Source organism: Pseudomonas sp. AC172 (genome assembly GCF_979258595.1).
Window position 1 is genome coordinate 2,196,729 of record NZ_OZ409868.1, and the last position, 19,758, is coordinate 2,216,486.

Genomic DNA, 19,758 nt, shown 5'->3' on the forward strand with positions numbered 1-19,758 from the left:
TATGGACCTGCACAGTTATCTCGCCCGACGCCCAGCGGATTATCCGCACACCGTAGCGCTCGGCAATTGCCTGCGGGCGCTGGTCGAGGCCGGGCTGGATCGGTTGCCGTTGCCGGGTAGCGGCCACACGCTGGAACGCTTTCAGCGATTGGCGGAAGTCGGCGGGCATGATCTGGGTTTGTGCAAACTGTTCGAAGGCCACACCGACGCACTGGCGATCATCGAGCAACTGGGCGGCACGCCGACGCCGGGTAGCACGTGGGGCATGTGGGCGGCGGAACCGCCGCAGGCGCGGGTCAAGGTCAGTCCGGCCGGGCACATGGTCGCGTTGCACGGGCGCAAGGCTTGGTGCTCCGGAGCTGCCGTGCTCAGCCATGCCTTGCTCACCGCGTGGGATGCCGATGATCAGCAACAACTGGTCGCCGTCGCCCTCGATCAACCGGGCGTCACCGTCACCGAGCAAGGCTGGCAAGCGGTGGGCATGGCCGCCACTGGCAGCGTGGAGGTGCTGTTCGACGGCGCCGAAGCGCAGGCCATCGGCAACCCCGGCGACTATCTGCAACGCCCGGGTTTCTGGCAGGGCGGGATCGGCATTGCTGCGTGCTGGTACGGCGCCGCGCGACAAATTGCCGAAACATTGCGCGCGCAGTGTGGGCAGCGCCCGGAACCGCACGCCCTCGCCCATCTCGGCGCGGTCGACAGCGCGTTGCAAGCGGCGGCCGATGTACTGCGGTTCAGCGCATTGCACATTGATGCTCATCCCGAGGACAACGCAGAATTGCTCGCTCGCCGTGCCCGCGCGGTGGTCGAGCAATCGGCCGAACAGGTGATGCGTGAAGTCGGTCGCGCCCTCGGCGCGGGTCCGTTTTGCAAGGATCGACAGTTCGCCCGGCTCAGCGCCGACCTGCCGGTGTTTCTGCGCCAGAGTCATGCCGAACGTGATCTGGCTGCACTCGGTCAGTTGATTGCCAAAAAAAGCGGCGAGGCATGGACGTTATGAAAACCAACCCGATTGTCGGCCAGGGCACGAGTCTGCATCAGTGGCAGGCTTCGCGGCATCTGGCGGAGCTGGATAGCATCGACATCCTCAGCGTGGTGCCTCCCGGCGCACGGGCAGTGATTATCGCGCCACACCCGGACGACGAAGTACTCGGTTGTGGTGGCCTGCTGCAATTGCTCGCCGCCGCTGGCCGGCCTCTGCAATTGATTTCGGTGACCGACGGCAGCGCCAGCCACCCCGGTTCCAGTCGTTGGCCGGTGGAACGGCTGAGCGTGGTGCGTCCGCAGGAGTCTGCCGAAGCGCTGCGCCGACTGGGTTTGCCGATGCATCGCATGAAGTGGCTGCGCGGCGGTTTCAGCGACACGCAGGTCGCCGCTCATGAAGATGAACTGGTCGATTTCATCGCGCGTCATCTGCGTCCCGACGACGTGCTCTTCACCACTTGGAGCGAGGACGGTCACTGCGACCACGAAGCTGTCGGCCGCGCCAGTGCCGAAGCTGCGCGCCGGGTCGGTGCAAGCTGCCATGAGCTGCCGGTGTGGACGTGGCACTGGGCAACCCCGGAAGACGCTTTCGTACCGTGGCAACGAGCACGCAAGATTCTCCTGACGCCGGCGCAAGTCGCGCGCAAGCGCCACGCGGTGTACGCCTTCGCCAGTCAACTGGAGGGCGATCCTGACGCCGGACTCGGCCCGGTGCTCGCACCCTATGTGCTCGATCGCCTGCTGCAACCCTTTGAAGTGGTGTTTCTATGAGTGTCGAAGATCGCTATTTCGACGGCCTGTTTGCCGGCAACGATGACCCATGGGCCTTTCGCGATCGCTGGTACGAACAGCGCAAACGCGCGATCACCCTCGCCGCCCTGCCGCGTCCGCACTACCGGGCAATCTTCGAACCGGGCTGCGCCAATGGTGAGTTGAGCGCCGAACTCGCCGCGCGTTGTGATCGCTTGCTGTGCTGCGACACCGCCAGTGCCGCAGTGGCGTTGGCGCGCACCCGTTTGAGCCTGTTCGATCACGCTGAAGTGCGGCAAAACCGTCTTCCCGGCGACTGGCCGGAGGAAAAATTCGACCTGATCGTATTTAGCGAGATCGGCTACTACCTCGACGGCCAGGATCTGACAGAAGTGATCCGTCGGGCCAGTGATTGCCTGACTGCCGACGGCCAGTTCCTCGCCTGCCATTGGCGCCCGCCCATCGACGGCTGCCCGCTCAATGCGCGGCAGGTGCACGACCTGATCCACGAAAAACTGCATCTGCCGCGCCTGGTTTTGCATCAGGAAGCGGACTTCATTCTTGAGGTGTGGAGCCGCGAACCGCGCTCGGTAGCGGCGCTGGAGGGCTTGCGATGATCGGCATTCTGATCCCGGCCCACAACGAGGAAGACTTGCTCGACGAATGCCTGAGCGCGGCCGTGCGCGCCAGCCGCCACGGTTTGCTGGCGGGCGAAAAGGTTGAAGTGTTGGTGGTGCTCGACAGTTGCACCGACCGCTCGGCGCAGATTGTCAGTTGCTATCCGGTGCTGAGCCTGCACATCGACGCGCGCAATGTTGGCCAGGCGCGGGCGGCCGGCGCACAGCTGTTGCTGGAACGCGGGGCACGCTGGATCTCCTGTTCGGACGCCGACAGCCGCGTGGCCGACGACTGGCTGGTGGCACAACTGGGGTTGGGTGCAGATGCAGTCTGCGGTACCGTCACCGTCGAACGCTGGCATGAATCGTTCGATGCAGCGGCGCAAATCCGCTACCACCGGCATTACCGTGCCTGCGATGGCCATCGGCACATTCACGGCGCTAATCTGGGCATCAGCGCCGACGCTTATCGCTGGGCCGGAGGCTTTAAACCGCTGGCGTGCGACGAAGATGTGCAGCTGGTGCGGGAGCTGGAGCGGGATGGCGCCAACATCGCCTGGAGTCATCGCCCACAAGTGCTTACCAGTGCTCGCTTCGACAGCCGTGCTCGAGGTGGCTTTGGTGACTATCTGCGAAATCTGGCACAGATAGCGCAAAAAAAAGCGGATCAGATTGATCTGTGACGCGACGAAGTTCACTTCATGAGCAATACTCTGCTGCGCGGCAATCCAGGGTTCGGAGCGTCGCAGGGCAATCAACCAGCCTTCACGGGTCGGTAGCGTCTGACAATCACTGTCACGCGCACGACTGAGGGCGAGACAACACAAGGACGTCATACCATGAAACCGTTATCCCTCAGCGACAGCAGTCTGCCGGCGCAGATCTGGAACAGCGCCGCGCAACTGGACAACATCCCCGTCATCAATACCCGCAGTCTGGTGCCCGACGGTGCCCGCGCCGTGGTCATCGCGCCGCATCCCGGCGATGAAGTGGTCACTTGCGGCGGTCTGCTGCAATTGCTCTCCAGCCTCGGTCATCCGCTGCAATTGCTCTCGATCACCGATGGCAGCGCCAGCCATCCGGGTTCGCGGCAATGGTCGGAAAAGCGCCTGAGCGTATTCCGCCCGCAGGAAAGTGTCGAAGCCCTGCGCCGCCTCGGCTTGCCGATGCACAGCCTGAAATGGGTGCGAGGCGGCTTTACTGACAACGCTCTATGCGACCAGCAAGCACAAGTGACCGAATTCATCAGCCGCTACCTGCGCCCCGGCGACGTGGTGTTCAGTACCTGGCGCGGCGATGGCAATGATGACCACGAAGCAGTGGGTCGGGCCAGTGCGCAAGCAGCGGAACAGGTCGGCGCGATCTTCCATGATGTACCGGTCTGGGCCTGGCATTGGCCTGAACGCGACCAGCAAATGATCCCTTGGGAGCGCGCGCGCAAACTGCGCCTCGACACCTGGACCGTGGCGCGCAAGAGCCACGCCACTCACGCCTATGCCAGTCAGCTCAAGGGTGAACCGGCGATCGGCATTGCGCCGATGCTGCCGCCGGTGATTCTCGAAAGAATGCGTTTGCCTTATGAAATCGTCTTTGTCTGAATCTCTGATTCCCTGTGGGAGCGAGCTTGCTCGCGAAGAGGCCGTCACATTCGATATTCGTATCGACTGGACCGACGCCTTCGCGAGCAAGCTCGCTCCCACAGGGTTTGATGTGCAATCGAAATTATCCAGAAGGAACTGCCGCCCCTCCCCATCAGTCGCATGAATAAGCGGCCCGCAATCCAGAGGAGTGAACGTGTCCAGCGATCCCGAGCGTCATGTTGTCGACGCGCCCGTCATTCATCGTCTCCGGGTGTTGACGGTCAACACCCACAAAGGCTTCACCGCGCTCAACCGGCGCTTCATCCTGCCGGAACTGCGTGAAGCGGTGCGCAGCACCTCCGCTGACCTGGTGTTTCTGCAGGAAGTAGTAGGCGAACACGAACGGCATTCGAGCCGTTACAACGAATGGCCGCAAACCTCGCAATACGAATTTCTTGCCGACAGCATGTGGAGCGATTTCGCCTACGGGCGCAATGCCGTCTACCCCGACGGCCATCATGGTAATGCGCTGCTGTCGAAATATCCGATCCGTGAATACCGCAACCTCGACGTCTCGATCACTGGCCCCGAGCGCCGCGGCCTGCTGCATTGTGTGCTGGACGTGCCGGGGCATGCCGAGGTGCATGCGATCTGCGTACATTTGAGTCTGCTCGAAAGTCATCGGCAATTGCAGTTGCAGCTGCTCTGCCAGTTGCTCGAATCGCTACCCGACGACGCCCCGGTGATCATCGCCGGCGACTTCAATGACTGGCAGTTGCAGGGCAATGTCGCCCTCGCCCGTCGAGATTATTTGCACGAAGCCTTCGAGCGTCATCACGGGCGCCCGGCCAAGACCTATCCGGCACGTTTTCCGTTACTGCGCCTGGACCGGATCTATCTGCGCAATGCCAGCAGCCATGACCCGCAAATCCTCGGCAACAAGCCGTGGACGCATTTGTCAGATCATCTGCCGCTCGCTGTAGAGGTGCACTTGTAGCCGCAATAGTGACAGCAATACAGGACGGAATGGGGCAGCTCATTCGGCGGTTAAAAATTACCGGCAGACCATCTGTCGGTAACTGAATGCCTCTGGACCGGGGGTTTCGCTGCGTTTTTCCATACAAACAACCACTTAGTTATGTTCAGAAAAACAAACGCTTGCAAAGCCCGTTATACCACTACCGCTCATCGTTCAATTTCTTGACGGGCGCGCGCGACTCTTCTTATCTCTACCTTACTACCCCCGGAATCACTACCCGTGACGAACCTTCGGACACTCGCGAAATCGAGCGGTCACGGTTCGCCCCGCTCCATTCGGTCGCCCCTCGTTCGGGGTAGGAGAGACGCCACACAGAGACAATGCATGCGCCTGCAAGGTAGACCTTCATGAAAACTTCCATCAGCCCACACGAGATCAAAATCACGTTCTGCACAGTGTCGAGCTCTATCTTGCTGTGCTCATCCATGGAGGCGCAGGCCGGTCCCGCGGCGGATGAAACGACCCCGTGGTATCGCGCGGATGTGCCTGTCATGACCTTGCCCGCCACCGTCATCACCCCCGGCCCGCAACGCTTCAGCCCACGGCCCGACCTGCAAGGCACACGCTTGATTACCGAAGACCTCGCACCGTCGGCCTGGGATGAGTTGTACGGCAGAAGCGCCCGCCAGGCGCAAACCGATGTGCTGTCGTCAGGCTACGCAACGCCCGGCAGCGGTGACTTCAAAGGCCCCGCCGTGTTGACTCTGCAAAGTGGTAGCCATACCCAGAAAATCGGCCTGATCGGCGGCGTCAATCAGATTCAGGCCAATGGCAACGGCACGGTTACCAGCCGCGCCTTGGCAGACCCGAACAGTGACACCCTCAATCTGCAAGGCCAAAGCCTTGGCGCTTATTACAGCCTGATCGGCGCCCAGGGCTGGCACGTGGATGTATCCGCCAGCGGCGGCCGGGTCAGTGGCTTCAGTCGCAACGACCAAGGTGCCCGGCAAGCCACCGAAGGCAGCGCCATGACCTTCTCGGTGGAAGGCGGTTTTCCGATTGGCTTGAGCGACAACTGGGTGGTCGAACCGCAGGCGCAATTGATCAATCAACGGATTACTCTCGACACGCCGTACGCCGGTTCCGGCAATGCTTCTTCCACCGATCTGACGGCCTGGAGCGGTCGCGTCGGCGCACGCTTGAAAGGCAGTTACGATTTGAATGGCTTGCCGGTCGAACCCTATGTGCGCACCAACCTGTGGCACACCGTCTATACCGGCAGCACGGTGACGCTGGATCAGGTCGACAAGATCAGCAGCAGCCGCAAGTCATCCACCGTCGAGTTGGGATTGGGTCTGGTGGCGCGGGTGACGCCGGCGGTGAGTCTGTATGTGAGTGCGGATTACAGCAGTGACGTCGATGACAATGATCTGAACGGGATCATTGGCAGCCTGGGGGTGCGGATGCGTTGGTGAGCGGTAGGCCGGATTTTGGCGGTGCCCGAACTGGCGCCTTCGCGAGCAGGCTCGCTCCCACATTTGGAATGTATTTCCCCTGTGGGAGCGAGCCTGCTCGCGAAGGCAGCGACGCGGTCGCGGATCAACCCTCTGGTTTAAGGATCAATACCGCCAACGGCGGCAAATTCAATTCCAGCGACAATGACTGACCATGGCTCGGCACTTCCTCGGTAAACGCCCCGCCTCCATTGCCATAATTGGAACCGGCATAGGTGTCGGCATCGCTGTTGAGCAGTTCAGTCCAGCGCCCGGCAAACGGCACACCCACGCGGTACGCCTGACGCGGCACTGGCGTAAAGTTGGCCACCACCAGCACCGGTTTGCCGTCCTTGCTCCAGCGCAGCCAGGCATACACGCTGTTGATTGCATCGTCGCCGATCAACCACTGAAAACCCTGCGGCGCGTCGTCCTGGTCGTGCAGCGCCGGCTCTTCTCGATACAGCCGATTGAGATCGCCAACCAGTTTCTGCACGCCTTTGTGTTCGGAGTACTGCAGCAGATACCAATCCAGTTGCTGATCGTGATTCCACTCGCGCCACTGGCCGAACTCGCAGCCCATGAACAACAGCTTTTTGCCCGGATGCGTCCACATGAAGCTCAGATAAGCGCGCAGGTTGGCGAATTTCTGCCAGCGATCACCCGGCATCTTGTCGATCAGCGAATGCTTGCCGTGCACCACTTCGTCGTGGGAGATCGGCAGGATGAAACGCTCGGACCAGGCGTAGACCAGACCAAAACTCAACTCATTGTGATGATGCGCGCGGTACACCGGGTCCTGCTGGATGTAATGCAGCGAATCGTGCATCCAGCCCATGTTCCATTTGTAAGCGAAACCCAGACCGCCCTGCTGCGTGCTCTGGCTGACACCCGGCCAAGCAGTGGACTCTTCGGCGATCACCAGTGCACCCGGCGCTTCCAGTTCGACCACATCATTCAAATGCCGGAGAAAGTCGATTGCCTCCAGATTCTCCCGCCCGCCATGACGGTTCGGCACCCATTCGCCAGCCTTGCGCGAATAGTCGCGGTACAGCATCGACGCCACCGCGTCGACGCGCAGGCCGTCGACGTGGAAATGCTTCAACCAGTGCAGTCCGGAAGCCAGCATGTAGCCATGCACCTCGGTGCGGCCCAGGTTGTAGATCAGCGTGTCCCAATCCTGATGGAAGCCTTCCAGCGGGTTGCCGTATTCGTACAGCGCGGTGCCGTCGAATTGCGCCAGACCGTGGGTATCGGTGGGGAAATGCGCCGGTACCCAGTCGAGAATCACGCCGATCTCGGCCCGGTGGCAGGCGTCGACAAATTCAGCGAACTGCGCCGGCGAGCCATACCGCGCGCTCGGTGCAAATTGCGAGAGCAACTGATAACCCCAGGAACCACCGAACGGGTGTTCCATGATCGGCATCAGTTCGATGTGGGTGAAACCCAGTTCCTTGACGTAGGGAATCAGCCGCTCAGCCAGTTCCGGCCAGGTGTACTGGCGCGCCACTTCACCGAGATCATCCAGTTCACATTGCCACGAACCGGCGTGCAGCTCGTAGATCGACAACGGCGCCGAATGCTTGTGGCGGTCACGGCGGCTGTTCATCCAGTCGTGATCCTGCCAGTCGATTTGCAGCGGTTCGGCGACTTTCGACGCGGTGTCCGGCGGCAGGCTCGTGGCCAGTGCCATCGGGTCAGCCTTGAGCGGCAGAATGCCGTGGGCGCCAAGAATTTCGTATTTGTACAACTCGCCCGCTTGCAGGCGCGGAATGAACAACTCCCAGACCCCGGACGGATGCCGCAAGCGCATCGGATGGCGGCGGCCGTCCCAGACGTTGAAATCACCCACCACCGACACGCGTCGGGCATTCGGCGCCCACACGGCGAAACGCACGCCGTCGACGCCGTCCACGGTTTTCAGCTGCGCGCCGAGGCACGCACTGAGGTCACGGTGATTGCCTTCGGCGAACAGATACAAATCCATTTCACCGAGTAACTGGCCGAAGCTATACGGGTCTTCTGCAACCTGCTCGCCGCCGGCCCAGCGCGTGCGCAACTGGTAAGGCCGCGCCTGATCGAAATGACCGACAAACAGCCCCGGCGTTTCCGTTTGCTCCAGCGGCCCGCGTTCTTCACCGCTGTCCTTGTCCAGCACCACGACACTCAACGCACCCGGTAAATAAGCGCGAATGAACTGCCCGCCTGCGCCATCGCCGTGCGGGCCAAGAATGGAAAAAGGATCGTGATGTTCAGCACGGACCAAGGCGTCGATATCTTTCGCCGAGGGCAGCACTGCTTCTTTGACCTGACCCTGTTCCTTGTTCGAGAAACTCATGACTACTCTCCACCAAGATCGGAAAAGGGTTTAAGCCCCGTCAATAACCCATACAAACCGTGCAACGGCACGGGCAGCCACGTGGGGCGATTTTCGGCTTCATAGGCCACTTCATAGGCCGCCTTCTCCAGGCCGAACAATGCCAGCGCAGCGTCGGCCCCTTCAGGATCTTGCCAAGCATGATCAAGACTAGCTGCCGCACGGCGATATGCCTGAACAAATGCCTCACGGGCCTCACGCAAATAGCGCTCGGCGACCAGACGCCGCGCGGTTTCAGACTCCGCGCTGTGGTCAACGTTATGCACGTTGATGGTCATCGCTGCCGCGTAATCGAAGGAGCGCAGCACGCCGCTGACATCCTTGTACGGACTGTGTTTACCACGCCGCTCGCTCAATGGCCGCGCCGGCTCCCCCTCGAAGTCGATCAGATAGGCATCGCCCTTGATCACCAGCACCTGGCCCAGATGCAGGTCTCCGTGAACGCGGATACGCAAGCCACCCGTGGCCTTTTTCGCCAGATCCTGCACATGCGCAAGAATGGTTTTTTTCTCGTCGATCAGGCGTTTGACCAGTTTCTGATCCGCTGCGCTGAGTTCGCCCTGATGCTGCTTGAGCAGCTTCAAGGCGTGCTCGACCTGCGCGACGACATCCTTGCCCGTCGCCTGCATGTCCTTGGCCGTCGACACCTGCGGCGCGAAGTCGGCATTGTCGGTGGGCGCGGCGAGCACCTTGTGCATCTCACCCAGACGCTGACCGAGCATGCCGGCAAAATCCTTCAACTCACTGAGGGCGTTGTAATGCTGCTCCTGCTCGGACATGGCATCAGCCAGTTCATCGCGCAGCGCCCGTTCGAGGTTGTTCTGCGTCCATTCCCACGCGTCGCCCTGATTGCTCAGATAGCCTTGGGCAATCATCAGCAAGTTGTCTTCGCCCTTGGCGTCGCGGCGGATCACCGAGCCGAGCAGCGGAGAGATATTGGCAAACCCGGCCTCGGTCAGGTAAGCGCTCATCTCCAGTTCCGGGTGTACGCCAGAAGCGACTTTACGTATCAGCTTGAGCACCAGGCTGTTGCCGATCACCACCGAACTGTTCGATTGCTCGGCGGACAGATAGCGCACTTCAGACTCGGCACCGAGGCCGAGTTTTTCCAGATGCGGCGTCGGTGCGAAGCGGATTTCACCGTCGTTCGACTCCAGCACCGTGTTGTTCTGCATGCCTTGCAGCACCGCACGAATAAACGCTTCGAGGCTGAACGCATCGGTGATCAGACCGACTTGTCGTACACGGCGTACACGGGACAAGGCCAATTGCTGCGGCAGTGCCGGGCCAACCTGATCTTCGGCAATAAAGCCGAACGGCAGTTGATAGCGACTGGTCTGCCCGCCGCTGGTGACCTCGATTTCGCTGAGCAGCACCGGATGCTGCGCGTCGCCGAAGCGCACGCCGTAGGCCAGATGCACCTTGTCGATGGCCGCATCCTTGCCGGCGAACCAGCGCCGGTTCTGCAGCCAGCTCGGCAGGATGCTCTGCTCCAGCGTCGTGCGTGAAGGCGCTTCGAGCAGTTCTTCCATGCGTTTTTTCAGCACCAGCGTGGTGAAATCCGGCAGGCTCTGTGCCGGCTCCACGTGCCAGCTCGGCATCTGGTTTTCCGCCGCCAGCGCGAACCAGTAGAAACCGTAAGGCGCAAGGGTCAGGAGGAAATTCAACTGGCCAATCGGCGGGAACGCATTACCGCCGAGCATCTCCACCGGCACCATGCCGACGTAGGCCGACAGGTCCAGCTCCACCGCTTGCGCGCTGCGCGAGACGTTGGCCACGCAGAGGATGATTTCGTGTTTGCCGTCGGCGTCGGTGAATTCGCGGGTGTAGGCCAGCACGCGACGGTTGTTCGGCGAGAGCATCTTCAAGGTGCCACGGCCGAAGGCCTTGGACTGCTTGCGCACCGCCAACAGACGCCGGGTCCAGTTCAACAACGAATGCGGGTCGCCCGACTGGGTTTCGACGTTGACCGACAGGTAGCCATATTGCGGATCCATGATCGGCGGCAGCACCAGACTCGCCGGGTCGGCGCGGGAGAAGCCGCCGTTGCGGTCGATCGACCATTGCATTGGCGTACGCACGCCATCGCGGTCGCCGAGGTAGATGTTGTCGCCCATGCCGATCTCGTCGCCGTAATACAAGGTCGGCGTGCCGGGCATCGACAGCAGCAGGCTGTTGAGCAATTCAATGCGCCGACGATCGCGTTCCATCAACGGCGCCAGACGTCGACGAATACCGAGGTTGATCCGTGCGCGACGGTCTGCGGCGTAGTAATTCCACAGATAGTCGCGTTCCTTGTCGGTGACCATTTCCAGCGTCAGCTCATCGTGGTTGCGCAGGAAGATCGCCCACTGACAGTTGGCGGGAATTTCCGGGGTCTGACGCAGAATATCGGTGATCGGGAAGCGATCTTCCTGGGCCAGAGCCATGTACATGCGCGGCATCAGCGGGAAGTGAAACGCCATGTGGCATTCGTCGCCATTGAGGCCCGCAGCATCGGTGTCGCCGAAATACAGCTGAGTGTCCTCCGGCCATTGATTGGCCTCGGCGAGCAGCATGCGGTCAGGGTAATTGGCGTCGATCTCGGCACGGATCTGCTTGAGAACGTCGTGGGTTTCCGGAAGGTTTTCGTTGTTGGTGCCGTCGCGCTCGATCAGGTACGGAATGGCGTCGAGACGCAAGCCGTCGATACCCATGTCCAGCCAGTAACGCATCACCGAAAGCACGGCTTTCATCACTTGCGGGTTGTCGAAATTCAGATCGGGTTGGTGCGAATAGAAACGGTGCCAGAAGTACTGACCGGCGACCGGGTCCCAGGTCCAATTGGATTTTTCCGTGTCGAGAAAAATGATCCGCGTGCCGTCGTACTTCTGATCGTCATCCGACCACACATAGAAGTCCCGCGCCGCAGAACCCGGTTTGGCCTTGCGCGCACGCTGGAACCACGGGTGCTGGTCGGAGGTGTGGTTGATGACCAGCTCGGTGATCACCCGCAAGCCGCGTTTGTGCGCCTCGGCGATAAAGCGCTTGGCGTCAGCCATGGTCCCGTAATCGCTGTGTACGCCCCGATATTCGGCGATGTCGTAGCCGTCATCGCGACGTGGCGAGGGATAGAACGGCAATAGCCAGATGGTATTGACGCCGAGATCGGCGATGTAATCGAGTTTGGCGATCAGGCCGGGAAAGTCGCCGATCCCGTCGTTGTTGGAGTCGAAAAACGATTTGACGTGAACTTGATAGATCACCGCGTCCTTGTACCAGAGCGGGTCTTTGATAAAGGTCGCTGCCTTGGGTTTCTTCGCCATGTGAAACTCCTGCTGAATACTGGATAAACCGTGAGCCGATCACTTGGCTCGAAAACGATGAGCAACCTGTGGTTAGGCAGTAATCCGCCAAATGCCAAACGGTTGATACGCCGGGTCTAAACGCATGAACTGATACTTGCCATGCCAGTCCCAGCGATGCCCGTTCATCAAGTCTTCGCCGTGGGTCGTCGCATCGTCGGACAGGCCCATTTCCCACAGCGGCAGTTCAAAGTTCGCCTCCTGCACGTTGTGCGGATCAAGGCTGACGGCGACCAGAATGAAATTGCTGCCGTCGAAACTGCGCTTGCCGAAGTACAGAATGTTGTCGTTCCAGGCGTTGTAGACCTTCAGGCCCAGGTGCGTGTGCAGCGCCGGGTTCTGCCGGCGAATGCGGTTGAGCTGGGCGATCTCGGCAATGATGTTGCCCGGCGCAGTGAAGTCGCGAACGCGGATCTCGTACTTCTCTGAATCGAGGTACTCCTCCTTGCCCGGCACTGGCGCCGACTCGCACAGCTCGAACCCCGAGTACATGCCCCACAAGCCCGATCCCATGGTTGCCAGCGCTGCACGGATCAGAAACCCCGGGCGCCCGGATTCGTGCAGGAACGCCGGGTTGATGTCCGGCGTATTGACGAAGAAATTCGGTCGGTAGCATTCGCGCCATGGCGATTCATTCAGTTCAGTGAAATACGTCGCCAGCTCAGCCTTGGTGTTGCGCCAGGTGAAATAGGTGTAGCTCTGGGTGTACCCGACCTTGCCCAGCCGCGCCATCATCGCTGGCGTGGTAAAGGCTTCGGCGAGGAAAATCACTTCCGGGTACAACGCCCGCACATCAGCGATCAGCCATTGCCAGAACGGCAACGGTTTGGTGTGTGGATTGTCGACGCGGAAGATCTTCACGCCCTCCTCGACCCAGCCGATGACAATGTCGCGCAATTCGATCCAAAGGCTTGGAATCGCGTCCGGCGCATAGAAGTCGACGTTGACGATGTCCTGGTATTTCTTCGGCGGGTTCTCCGCGTATTTGATCGTGCCGTCGGGGCGCCAGTTGAACCAGCCCGGATGCTGTTTGAGCCACGGGTGATCCTGGGAACACTGAATGGCAAAATCGAGAGCGATTTCCAGACCGTGATCAGCGGCAGCGGCCACCAGTCGGCGGAAGTCCTCGCGGGTGCCGAGTTGCGAATGAATCGCCTCGTGCCCGCCCTCCTCGCTGCCAATCGCATAAGGGCTGCCGGGATCATCGGGGCCGGCGCTCAGGGAGTTATTGCGGCCCTTGCGGTGGGCGCGGCCAATCGGGTGGATCGGCGTGAAATACAGCACGTCGAAACCCATGTCCTGAATCATCGGCAGGCGCGAATGCACGTCGTTAAAAGTGCCATGGCGGCAGGGATCGTCGGTCATCGAGCGCGGAAACAGTTCGTACCAGCTGGCGAATTCAGCCAGTTCGCGTTCGACGTCCATGGGAAATTCGGCGCTGACGCTCAAGTACGCGCGGTGATCGGCCTCGGCCATCAACTGCGCACTGCGCGAGTGCAGAAACAGTGCGACTTGCTCGGTTTCGAGCAGGCCGGACAATTCATGGTGCAAGGCAGCCAATTGCTCACTGAGCTGACCTTCGCTGCGTTCAGCGGCCTGTTGCACCATCGTGCGGCCTTCTTGCAACTCGAGCGAAACGGGTACGGCGGCGGTGTGCTTTTTCTCCAGTTCGTACTGGAAACTGGCGAAGAGATCGATCCACGCTTCGATGCAATACAGGTAGCGGCCCTGATGTTCAGGGCGGAACTGACCCTGCCAGCCGTTATTGCCCTGATCGGCCATGACTTCGCTTTGCCAGGTGTCTTCGCCTTCCTCGCGCCAGCGGATGCGCACGGCGAGTTTGTCGTGACCGTCGGCAAACACTTTGCTGGTGACCACCACTTCACGACCGGCAATCGATTTGACGGCAAACTGCCCGCCATCGAGGGTCGGCATGGTGTTTTCAATGACAATGCGCGGCAGTAGCAGTGCCTGCGACAGTGGCATGTGCGGGTTGTAGCTCAGCTCTGAGGGTTTTTCAGCAGTCATTGAGCATCTCTCCTTAACGCCCCAAGGACGCTCTTGTGCCGGTTCGGCGTTCACAATCGAGCGCCTGCCCGGAATGAACTCACTTAGGTTCCGAGCGACCGGCGTCGGGAAAAGTTCAGATGAAATTGCCGGGTCAGAAAAGCGGATCGAATGACGTGCAGGGCGGTCAATCCACTTAAGCACTTCTCACGCCATGTGCCACACGGAGGTCCACCGATGAACATCCCGATCCCGGCCGAAACACCCGATCCGAACATCGACAAACCCACCCTGCCCGAGACAGAGCCCCAGCCGATTCCGGAGCAGGAACCGCCCGGCACCACGCCACCGCCGAAAGAAGAACCGCCGAGCTCGATGCCACCCGTGATCGTCTAAACCCCTTCTTGATCGTTCTCATGCTCTGCACGGGAACGATCATTAGTGATCATCCGTTTTCTGCTCATCCGTTTCGAAAAGTTTCACGATACGCGGCATCACGCTGAAGATGCCTAGCGCCAGAAAAGTGCTAAGCACCGCCGTCGCCTCCTTGCCCAACCCCGCCGCGACACCAATGGCCGCTGTCATCCACAACCCAGCAGCGGTTGTCAGGCCTTTGACATGCCCCTCATCGCCTTCATGGTTTTTCAGAATCGTCCCGGCACCGAGAAAGCCGATCCCGGCAATCACCCCCTGCACCACGCGACTCATCGCGTCCGACTCCGCTCCTGACGTCTGCGGCACCAGCACAAACAGCGCGGCCCCAAGCGCCACCAACATATGCGTGCGCACTCCGGCAGCCTTGCCCTTGTGTTCGCGCTCAAAACCGAGAATCCCGCCCAGCACCGCTGCCATCACCAGGCGCACAGTGATACGCGTCAGTTGCGATGCATCGCCGATATCGGCGAATTCCGTCTGCAGGGCCTCCCACACTTCATGCCACCACGCGCTCATCGTGCAGTCCTTATTATTGGCTCGATAGACGATGGACAGCGGCGACCATTAATCAGTTGCGCAGAACGATCGGCGAAGCGTGCGCCCTAACCTTCAGACCCCTCTGAAAAAAGGACTGCCCTCATGCCCGTTCGAGTCGATGAATCCAATCCCGAACAAAAAGTGTGTTTTTTCACCGTCGAGAATGGTGAAGAAATCCGCATTTGCGACACCTTGGAAGTGCGCACGGACAGTGACAAGGCCATGTCATTCGTGGAAATAGAAGGCCGCCGCGTTTACATCACCGAGGCAGAAGCCGACGAATTGACCGTCGCAGGCGCCAAGGACGGCCGCAAGCATTTGAAGGCCGACGAGAGTGGTTCGGTGATTTGACTGACCTTGATCAACACCCCGCGCAAACGCCTGAGATAGGCGTTTGCGCCTTTGCCTGCGGGCTGCTTCAACTTGTCGCAGGCGTTGCGCAAAATCATATCTGATCCGCTTTTTATTGAAATACCTGAGTCTGTTATGCAAACAGATCGGCGCTCATAGTGCTCAGGCCTGATGGAGGCTGATGAGCGAATAACCATGAGCGAACAAATCCCCGTCCGAACCGTAGAAGCATCTCCCACTATAAAGAGTGTGCCCGCGCGCCCAATGAAGGCGACGGCCAAATCCAGCGACAACCAGATCCACACCCGCAGCTTCACCGGCCTGTTCCGCACCCTGCGCATGAGTGGCGCAGGATTTCTGTTTGTGCTGTTTTTCGGCACCGTGTGGCTGAACTGGGGCGGGCGTCAGGCAGTGCTCTGGGATCTTTCCGAAAGCAAATTCCATATCTTCGGTGCGACGTTCTGGCCGCAGGATTTCATTTTGCTCTCGGCGCTGCTGATCATCGCCGCGTTCGGCCTGTTCGCCATCACCGTGTTTGCCGGCCGGGTCTGGTGCGGCTACACCTGCCCGCAGAGTTCGTGGACATGGATCTTCATGTGGTGCGAGAAAATCACCGAAGGCGAGCGCAACCAGCGGATCAAACTGCAATCCGCGCCGTGGAGCCTGAACAAACTGGCCCGGCGCGCGGCCAAACACACCTTGTGGCTGGCGATCAGCGTGCTGACCGGCTTGACCTTCGTCGGTTATTTCACGCCAATCCGGCCATTGGCCGAAGAACTGCTGACCCTGCAAATCGGCGGCGTCAGCCTGTTCTGGGTGCTGTTTTTCACCGCTGCGACTTACATAAATGCCGGTTGGCTGCGCGAGGCGGTGTGCATGCACATGTGCCCATATGCACGCTTCCAGAGTGTGATGTTCGACAAAGACACCCTGGCGATTTCCTACGACGTGGCCCGTGGCGAAAACCGTGGCCCGCGTAAACGCGACGTGAAACCGCTGGAAGCAGGCTTGGGCGATTGCATCGACTGTCAGTTGTGTGTGCAGGTTTGCCCGACCGGCATCGACATCCGCGACGGCTTGCAGATGGAATGCATCGGTTGCGCCGCGTGTATCGACGCCTGCGATTCGATCATGGACAAAATGAACTACCCGCGCGGTTTGATCCGCTACAGTTCCGAGCGCGAATTGCAGGGTGGCAAAACGCATCTGCTGCGCCCGCGACTGATTGGCTACACCGTGGTGCTGGTGGCGATGATCGGCGCTCTGGCATTGGCGCTGGTCGAGCGGCCGATGGTCTCGCTGGACGTGACCAAGGATCGCGGGCTGTTCCGTGAAAACGGTCAGGGCCAGATTGAGAACATCTATAGCCTCAAAGTCATCAACAAGACCCAGCAGCGTCAGGATTACAACCTAAGCCTGGTCGACGGCGACGGCTTCCAATTGCAAGGAAAAACTGAGTTGAGTCTTGCTGCGGGCGAAATTGTCGATGTGCCGGTGTCGGTGGCGATGACCACAGAACGCCCGGCCAGCAGCTCGCAGACCTTGAGCTTCAAGATTGCCGACAGCGATGAGCCTGAGGTTTACAGCGTGGCGAAGAGCAGGTTTGTTGCGCCGATGAATCGTTGAGCCGTTAGAATCCAGTCCCCTCACCCCAACCCTCTCCCAGGGGTAGAGGGGGCCGACCGAGGTGTCTGTCGCTATACATCGACCTGACAGACCGAGTCGATTATGGATTGAGCAAGGCATTTTCAGGCCGAGTCGATTATGGATTCAGCAGAGAAATTTCAGGTCGGTGTAGTTCACAAGCATCCCGCAATCAGTCCCCTCTCCCTCCGGGAGAGGGCTAGGGTGAGGGGCTTTTTACCTGACACCCATCTATTCAACCAGCACCAAGGCTCCTCGATGAAACGCTACGAAAAATTCGCCGACGACATCGCTGAACTGATCCGCTCCGGCGTCCTTGGCCCCGGCCAGCGCGTGCCTTCGGTGCGTTACGCCAGCCAGACCTACGGTGTCAGCCCGTCCACGGTGTTCCAGGCCTATTACCTGCTCGAACGCCGTGGCTTGATCCGCGCGCGGCCGCGCTCCGGTTACTTCGTCAACACCCACGCACCGAGCCCGTTTTCCGAGCCGGTGATCAGTAGCCACGTCAACGACTCCACCGAAGTCGACGTCAGCGAACTGGTGTTCTCGGTACTCGAGTCGATCAAAGACCCGAGCACCGTACCCTTCGGCTCGGCATTCCCCAGCCCCACCCTGTTCCCGCTGCAGCGCCTGTCGCGCTCGCTGGCCAGCGCTGCCCGGGAGATGGATCCGCGCATGGTCGTTACCGACATGTCGCCGGGCAACCCACAACTGCGTCGACAAATCGCCCTGCGCTATATGGTCGGCGGCCTGATGCTGCCGATGGAAGAGTTGCTGATCACCAACGGCGCCCTCGAAGCGCTGAACCTGTGCCTGCAAGCAGTCACCGAACCGGGGGATCTGGTGGCCATCGAAGCCCCGGCGTTCTATGCCAGCCTGCAAGTACTGGAACGCCTGAAACTCAAAGCCGTGGAAATCCCCGTGCATCCGCGCGACGGCATCGACCTCGGCGTGCTCGCGCAAACCCTGGAACGCCATCCGATCAAGGCCTGCTGGTGCATGACCAGTTTCCAGAACCCGATGGGCGCAACCATGCCCGAGGCGAAGAAACAGGAATTGGTCGAACTGTTGCGTCGTCATCAGGTGCCGCTGATCGAGGACGACGTTTACGCCGAACTTTATTACGGCCAACAGGCACCGAAACCGGCCAAGGCCTTCGACACTGAAGGTCTGGTGATGCACTGCGGCTCGTTCGCCAAGAGCCTGGCCCCCGGTTATCGCATCGGCTGGGTCGCCGCCGGGCGCTACGCGCAGAAAATCGAACGACTCAAACTGATGACCTCGCTGTGCGCCTCGATGCCGGCGCAAGCAGCGATTGCCGATTATCTGCAACACGGCGGCTACGATCGGCACCTGCGTAAATTGCGCTACGCACTGGAAGAACAGCAGAGCGCGATGCTCGCCGCGATTGCCCGTTATTTCCCGGCGCAGACGCGGGTCAGCCAGCCGGCCGGCGGCTACTTTCTGTGGCTGGAATTACCGCCGCAGATGGATTCGCTGAAGTTGTTTCAGATGGCACTGGCGCAAGGCATCAGCATCGCCCCGGGGCCGATTTTCTCGCCGACACAACGCTTCAGGAATTGCATTCGCCTGAACTATGGCAGCCCTTGGACTGAGGACTCGGAAAAGGCCATGGAGACGTTGGGGCGGATTGTGCGGTCGTTCTGATGATTTCTTGTTGAATGCACTGGCCCCATCGCTGGCAAGCCAGCTCCCACAGTGTTCTATGTCACCGCGTATGTTGTGTACGACACAGAAACCTGTGGGAGCTGGCTTGCCAGCGATGGGGCCGGATCAGGCAACACAAATCCCAAGGATCAGCGCCCGCCCCCCAAATCAACAAACGTCCCGGTCGCATAAGAAGCCTTGTCCGACAACAACCAGACAATCGCCTCCGCCACCTCATCCGGCCGCCCGCCACGGGCCATCGGAATCGCCGACTCGAGCTTGCTGACCCGATCCGGGTCGCCGCTCAGCGCGTGGAAATCGGTATAGATAAACCCCGGGCGCACCGCGTTAACCCGAATCCCCTCGCCCGCCACTTCCTTGGACAAACCGACAGTGAAGGTATCAAGCGCGCCTTTGGACGCGGCGTAATCGACGTATTCGTTCGGCGAGCCAAGACGCGAGGCCACCGACGACACGTTGACGATACTGCCGCCCTGCCCGCCGTGCTTGGGCGACATGCGCAGGATTGCGTGCTTGGCGCAGAGGATCGGCGCCAGGACATTGGTTTTCATGATCTTCAGAATGCGGAATTCGGACATTTCATCGACCCGCGACTTTTGCCCGACGGTGCCAGCGTTATTCACCAGAGCGGTGACGCGGCCCAATTCAGTATCGACGCGATGGAACAGCGCGATCACCTCGTCTTCGATGCTGACGTCGGCACGTACGGCGATGGCCTGGGCGCCCAGTGCACGGACTTGCTCCAGCACACTTTGCGCAGCCTGCTCGTCTTGCTGATAGTTGATGCAGATCCGATAGCCCTGCTCGGCAGCCAACAACGCCGTAGCGGCGCCAATCCCGCGCCCGCCACCGGTGATCACAATGACTTTATCCATGCTGGCCTTTCCCCCAAATGCACACGTAACAGTCGGGGGGAAGAATAACCGCCATTGGCGGGTTTTGCATGAGCTCTGTTGTGTCTGGCCGGACGC

The 19,758-nt window shown here is 60.3% G+C and carries 16 protein-coding genes; 11 read left to right on the forward strand and 5 right to left on the reverse strand.

The window, feature by feature from the left end:
* Window position 1 precedes the first annotated feature (1 nt).
* The 7 genes from ACZ0A4_RS09730 (at window position 2) to ACZ0A4_RS09760 (ending at window position 6,385) form a co-directional block, all read left to right on the forward strand.
* A complete protein-coding gene (locus ACZ0A4_RS09730; RefSeq protein ID WP_463577524.1) occupies window positions 2-1,000 on the forward strand; it encodes an acyl-CoA dehydrogenase in 999 nt (332 codons plus the stop codon).
* Window positions 997-1,755, forward strand: a complete 759-nt coding sequence (locus tag ACZ0A4_RS09735; RefSeq protein WP_463577526.1) for a PIG-L deacetylase family protein — start codon at window positions 997-999, stop codon at window positions 1,753-1,755. The genes ACZ0A4_RS09730 and ACZ0A4_RS09735 overlap by 4 nt, the downstream gene beginning before the upstream one ends.
* Entirely contained in the window at window positions 1,752-2,351 is a 600-nt protein-coding gene (locus ACZ0A4_RS09740; protein ID WP_463574348.1) for an SAM-dependent methyltransferase, read from the forward strand. Before ACZ0A4_RS09735 ends, ACZ0A4_RS09740 begins: the two co-directional genes overlap by 4 nt.
* Window positions 2,348-3,034: a glycosyltransferase family 2 protein gene (locus ACZ0A4_RS09745; protein ID WP_463574349.1), complete on the forward strand. Its 687-nt coding sequence runs from the start codon at window positions 2,348-2,350 to the stop codon at window positions 3,032-3,034. Before ACZ0A4_RS09740 ends, ACZ0A4_RS09745 begins: the two co-directional genes overlap by 4 nt.
* 156 nt (window positions 3,035-3,190) lie before the next feature.
* Window positions 3,191-3,949: a PIG-L deacetylase family protein gene (locus tag ACZ0A4_RS09750; RefSeq protein ID WP_463574351.1), complete on the forward strand. Its 759-nt coding sequence runs from the start codon at window positions 3,191-3,193 to the stop codon at window positions 3,947-3,949.
* Window positions 3,950-4,145: 196 nt separating this feature from the next.
* Window positions 4,146-4,928, forward strand: a complete 783-nt coding sequence (locus ACZ0A4_RS09755) for an endonuclease/exonuclease/phosphatase family protein (protein ID WP_122661320.1) — start codon at window positions 4,146-4,148, stop codon at window positions 4,926-4,928.
* Window positions 4,929-5,317: 389 nt separating this feature from the next.
* A complete protein-coding gene (locus ACZ0A4_RS09760; protein ID WP_463574352.1) occupies window positions 5,318-6,385 on the forward strand; it encodes an autotransporter domain-containing protein in 1,068 nt (355 codons plus the stop codon).
* A 124-nt stretch (window positions 6,386-6,509) separates the two neighbouring features.
* Here ACZ0A4_RS09760 and glgB read toward each other — a convergent pair whose 3' ends face one another.
* The 3 genes from glgB to ACZ0A4_RS09775 form a co-directional block, all read right to left on the reverse strand.
* Entirely contained in the window at window positions 6,510-8,741 is a 2,232-nt protein-coding gene (gene glgB, locus ACZ0A4_RS09765) for a 1,4-alpha-glucan branching protein GlgB (RefSeq protein WP_463574354.1), read from the reverse strand.
* A gap of 2 nt (window positions 8,742-8,743) precedes the next feature.
* Window positions 8,744-12,085, reverse strand: a complete 3,342-nt coding sequence (treS, locus tag ACZ0A4_RS09770; RefSeq protein WP_463574356.1) for a maltose alpha-D-glucosyltransferase — start codon at window positions 12,083-12,085, stop codon at window positions 8,744-8,746.
* 72 nt (window positions 12,086-12,157) lie between these two features.
* On the reverse strand, window positions 12,158-14,152 hold the full coding sequence (locus tag ACZ0A4_RS09775) for an alpha-1,4-glucan--maltose-1-phosphate maltosyltransferase (protein WP_463574357.1): 1,995 nt from the start codon (window positions 14,150-14,152) through the stop codon (window positions 12,158-12,160).
* Window positions 14,153-14,368: 216 nt separating this feature from the next.
* Here ACZ0A4_RS09775 and ACZ0A4_RS09780 point away from each other — a divergent pair, with 216 nt between their 5' ends.
* A complete protein-coding gene (locus tag ACZ0A4_RS09780; RefSeq protein WP_463574359.1) occupies window positions 14,369-14,527 on the forward strand; it encodes a hypothetical protein in 159 nt (52 codons plus the stop codon).
* A 42-nt stretch (window positions 14,528-14,569) separates the two neighbouring features.
* Here ACZ0A4_RS09780 and ACZ0A4_RS09785 read toward each other — a convergent pair whose 3' ends face one another.
* Entirely contained in the window at window positions 14,570-15,082 is a 513-nt protein-coding gene (locus tag ACZ0A4_RS09785; protein ID WP_463574360.1) for an MgtC/SapB family protein, read from the reverse strand.
* A 123-nt stretch (window positions 15,083-15,205) separates the two neighbouring features.
* On the opposite strand from ACZ0A4_RS09785, the gene ACZ0A4_RS09790 reads away from it, so the two are divergent.
* The 3 genes from ACZ0A4_RS09790 to mapR all read left to right on the forward strand — a co-directional run bounded on the left by ACZ0A4_RS09790 (window position 15,206) and on the right by mapR (window position 18,766).
* Window positions 15,206-15,454, forward strand: coding sequence for a DUF3203 family protein (locus ACZ0A4_RS09790; RefSeq protein ID WP_460090790.1), 249 nt, complete (start codon window positions 15,206-15,208; stop codon window positions 15,452-15,454).
* A 195-nt stretch (window positions 15,455-15,649) separates the two neighbouring features.
* Complete coding sequence (gene ccoG, locus ACZ0A4_RS09795) at window positions 15,650-17,080, forward strand: cytochrome c oxidase accessory protein CcoG (RefSeq protein ID WP_463574362.1); 1,431 nt, start codon at window positions 15,650-15,652, stop codon at window positions 17,078-17,080.
* 276 nt (window positions 17,081-17,356) lie between these two features.
* Entirely contained in the window at window positions 17,357-18,766 is a 1,410-nt protein-coding gene (gene mapR, locus ACZ0A4_RS09800) for a GntR family transcriptional regulator MpaR (protein WP_008087199.1), read from the forward strand.
* Between the two features lie 149 nt (window positions 18,767-18,915).
* On the opposite strand, the gene ACZ0A4_RS09805 is transcribed toward mapR, so the two are convergent.
* Window positions 18,916-19,662: an SDR family oxidoreductase gene (locus ACZ0A4_RS09805; RefSeq protein WP_463574364.1), complete on the reverse strand. Its 747-nt coding sequence runs from the start codon at window positions 19,660-19,662 to the stop codon at window positions 18,916-18,918.
* Between the last annotated feature and the right edge of the window lie 96 nt (window positions 19,663-19,758).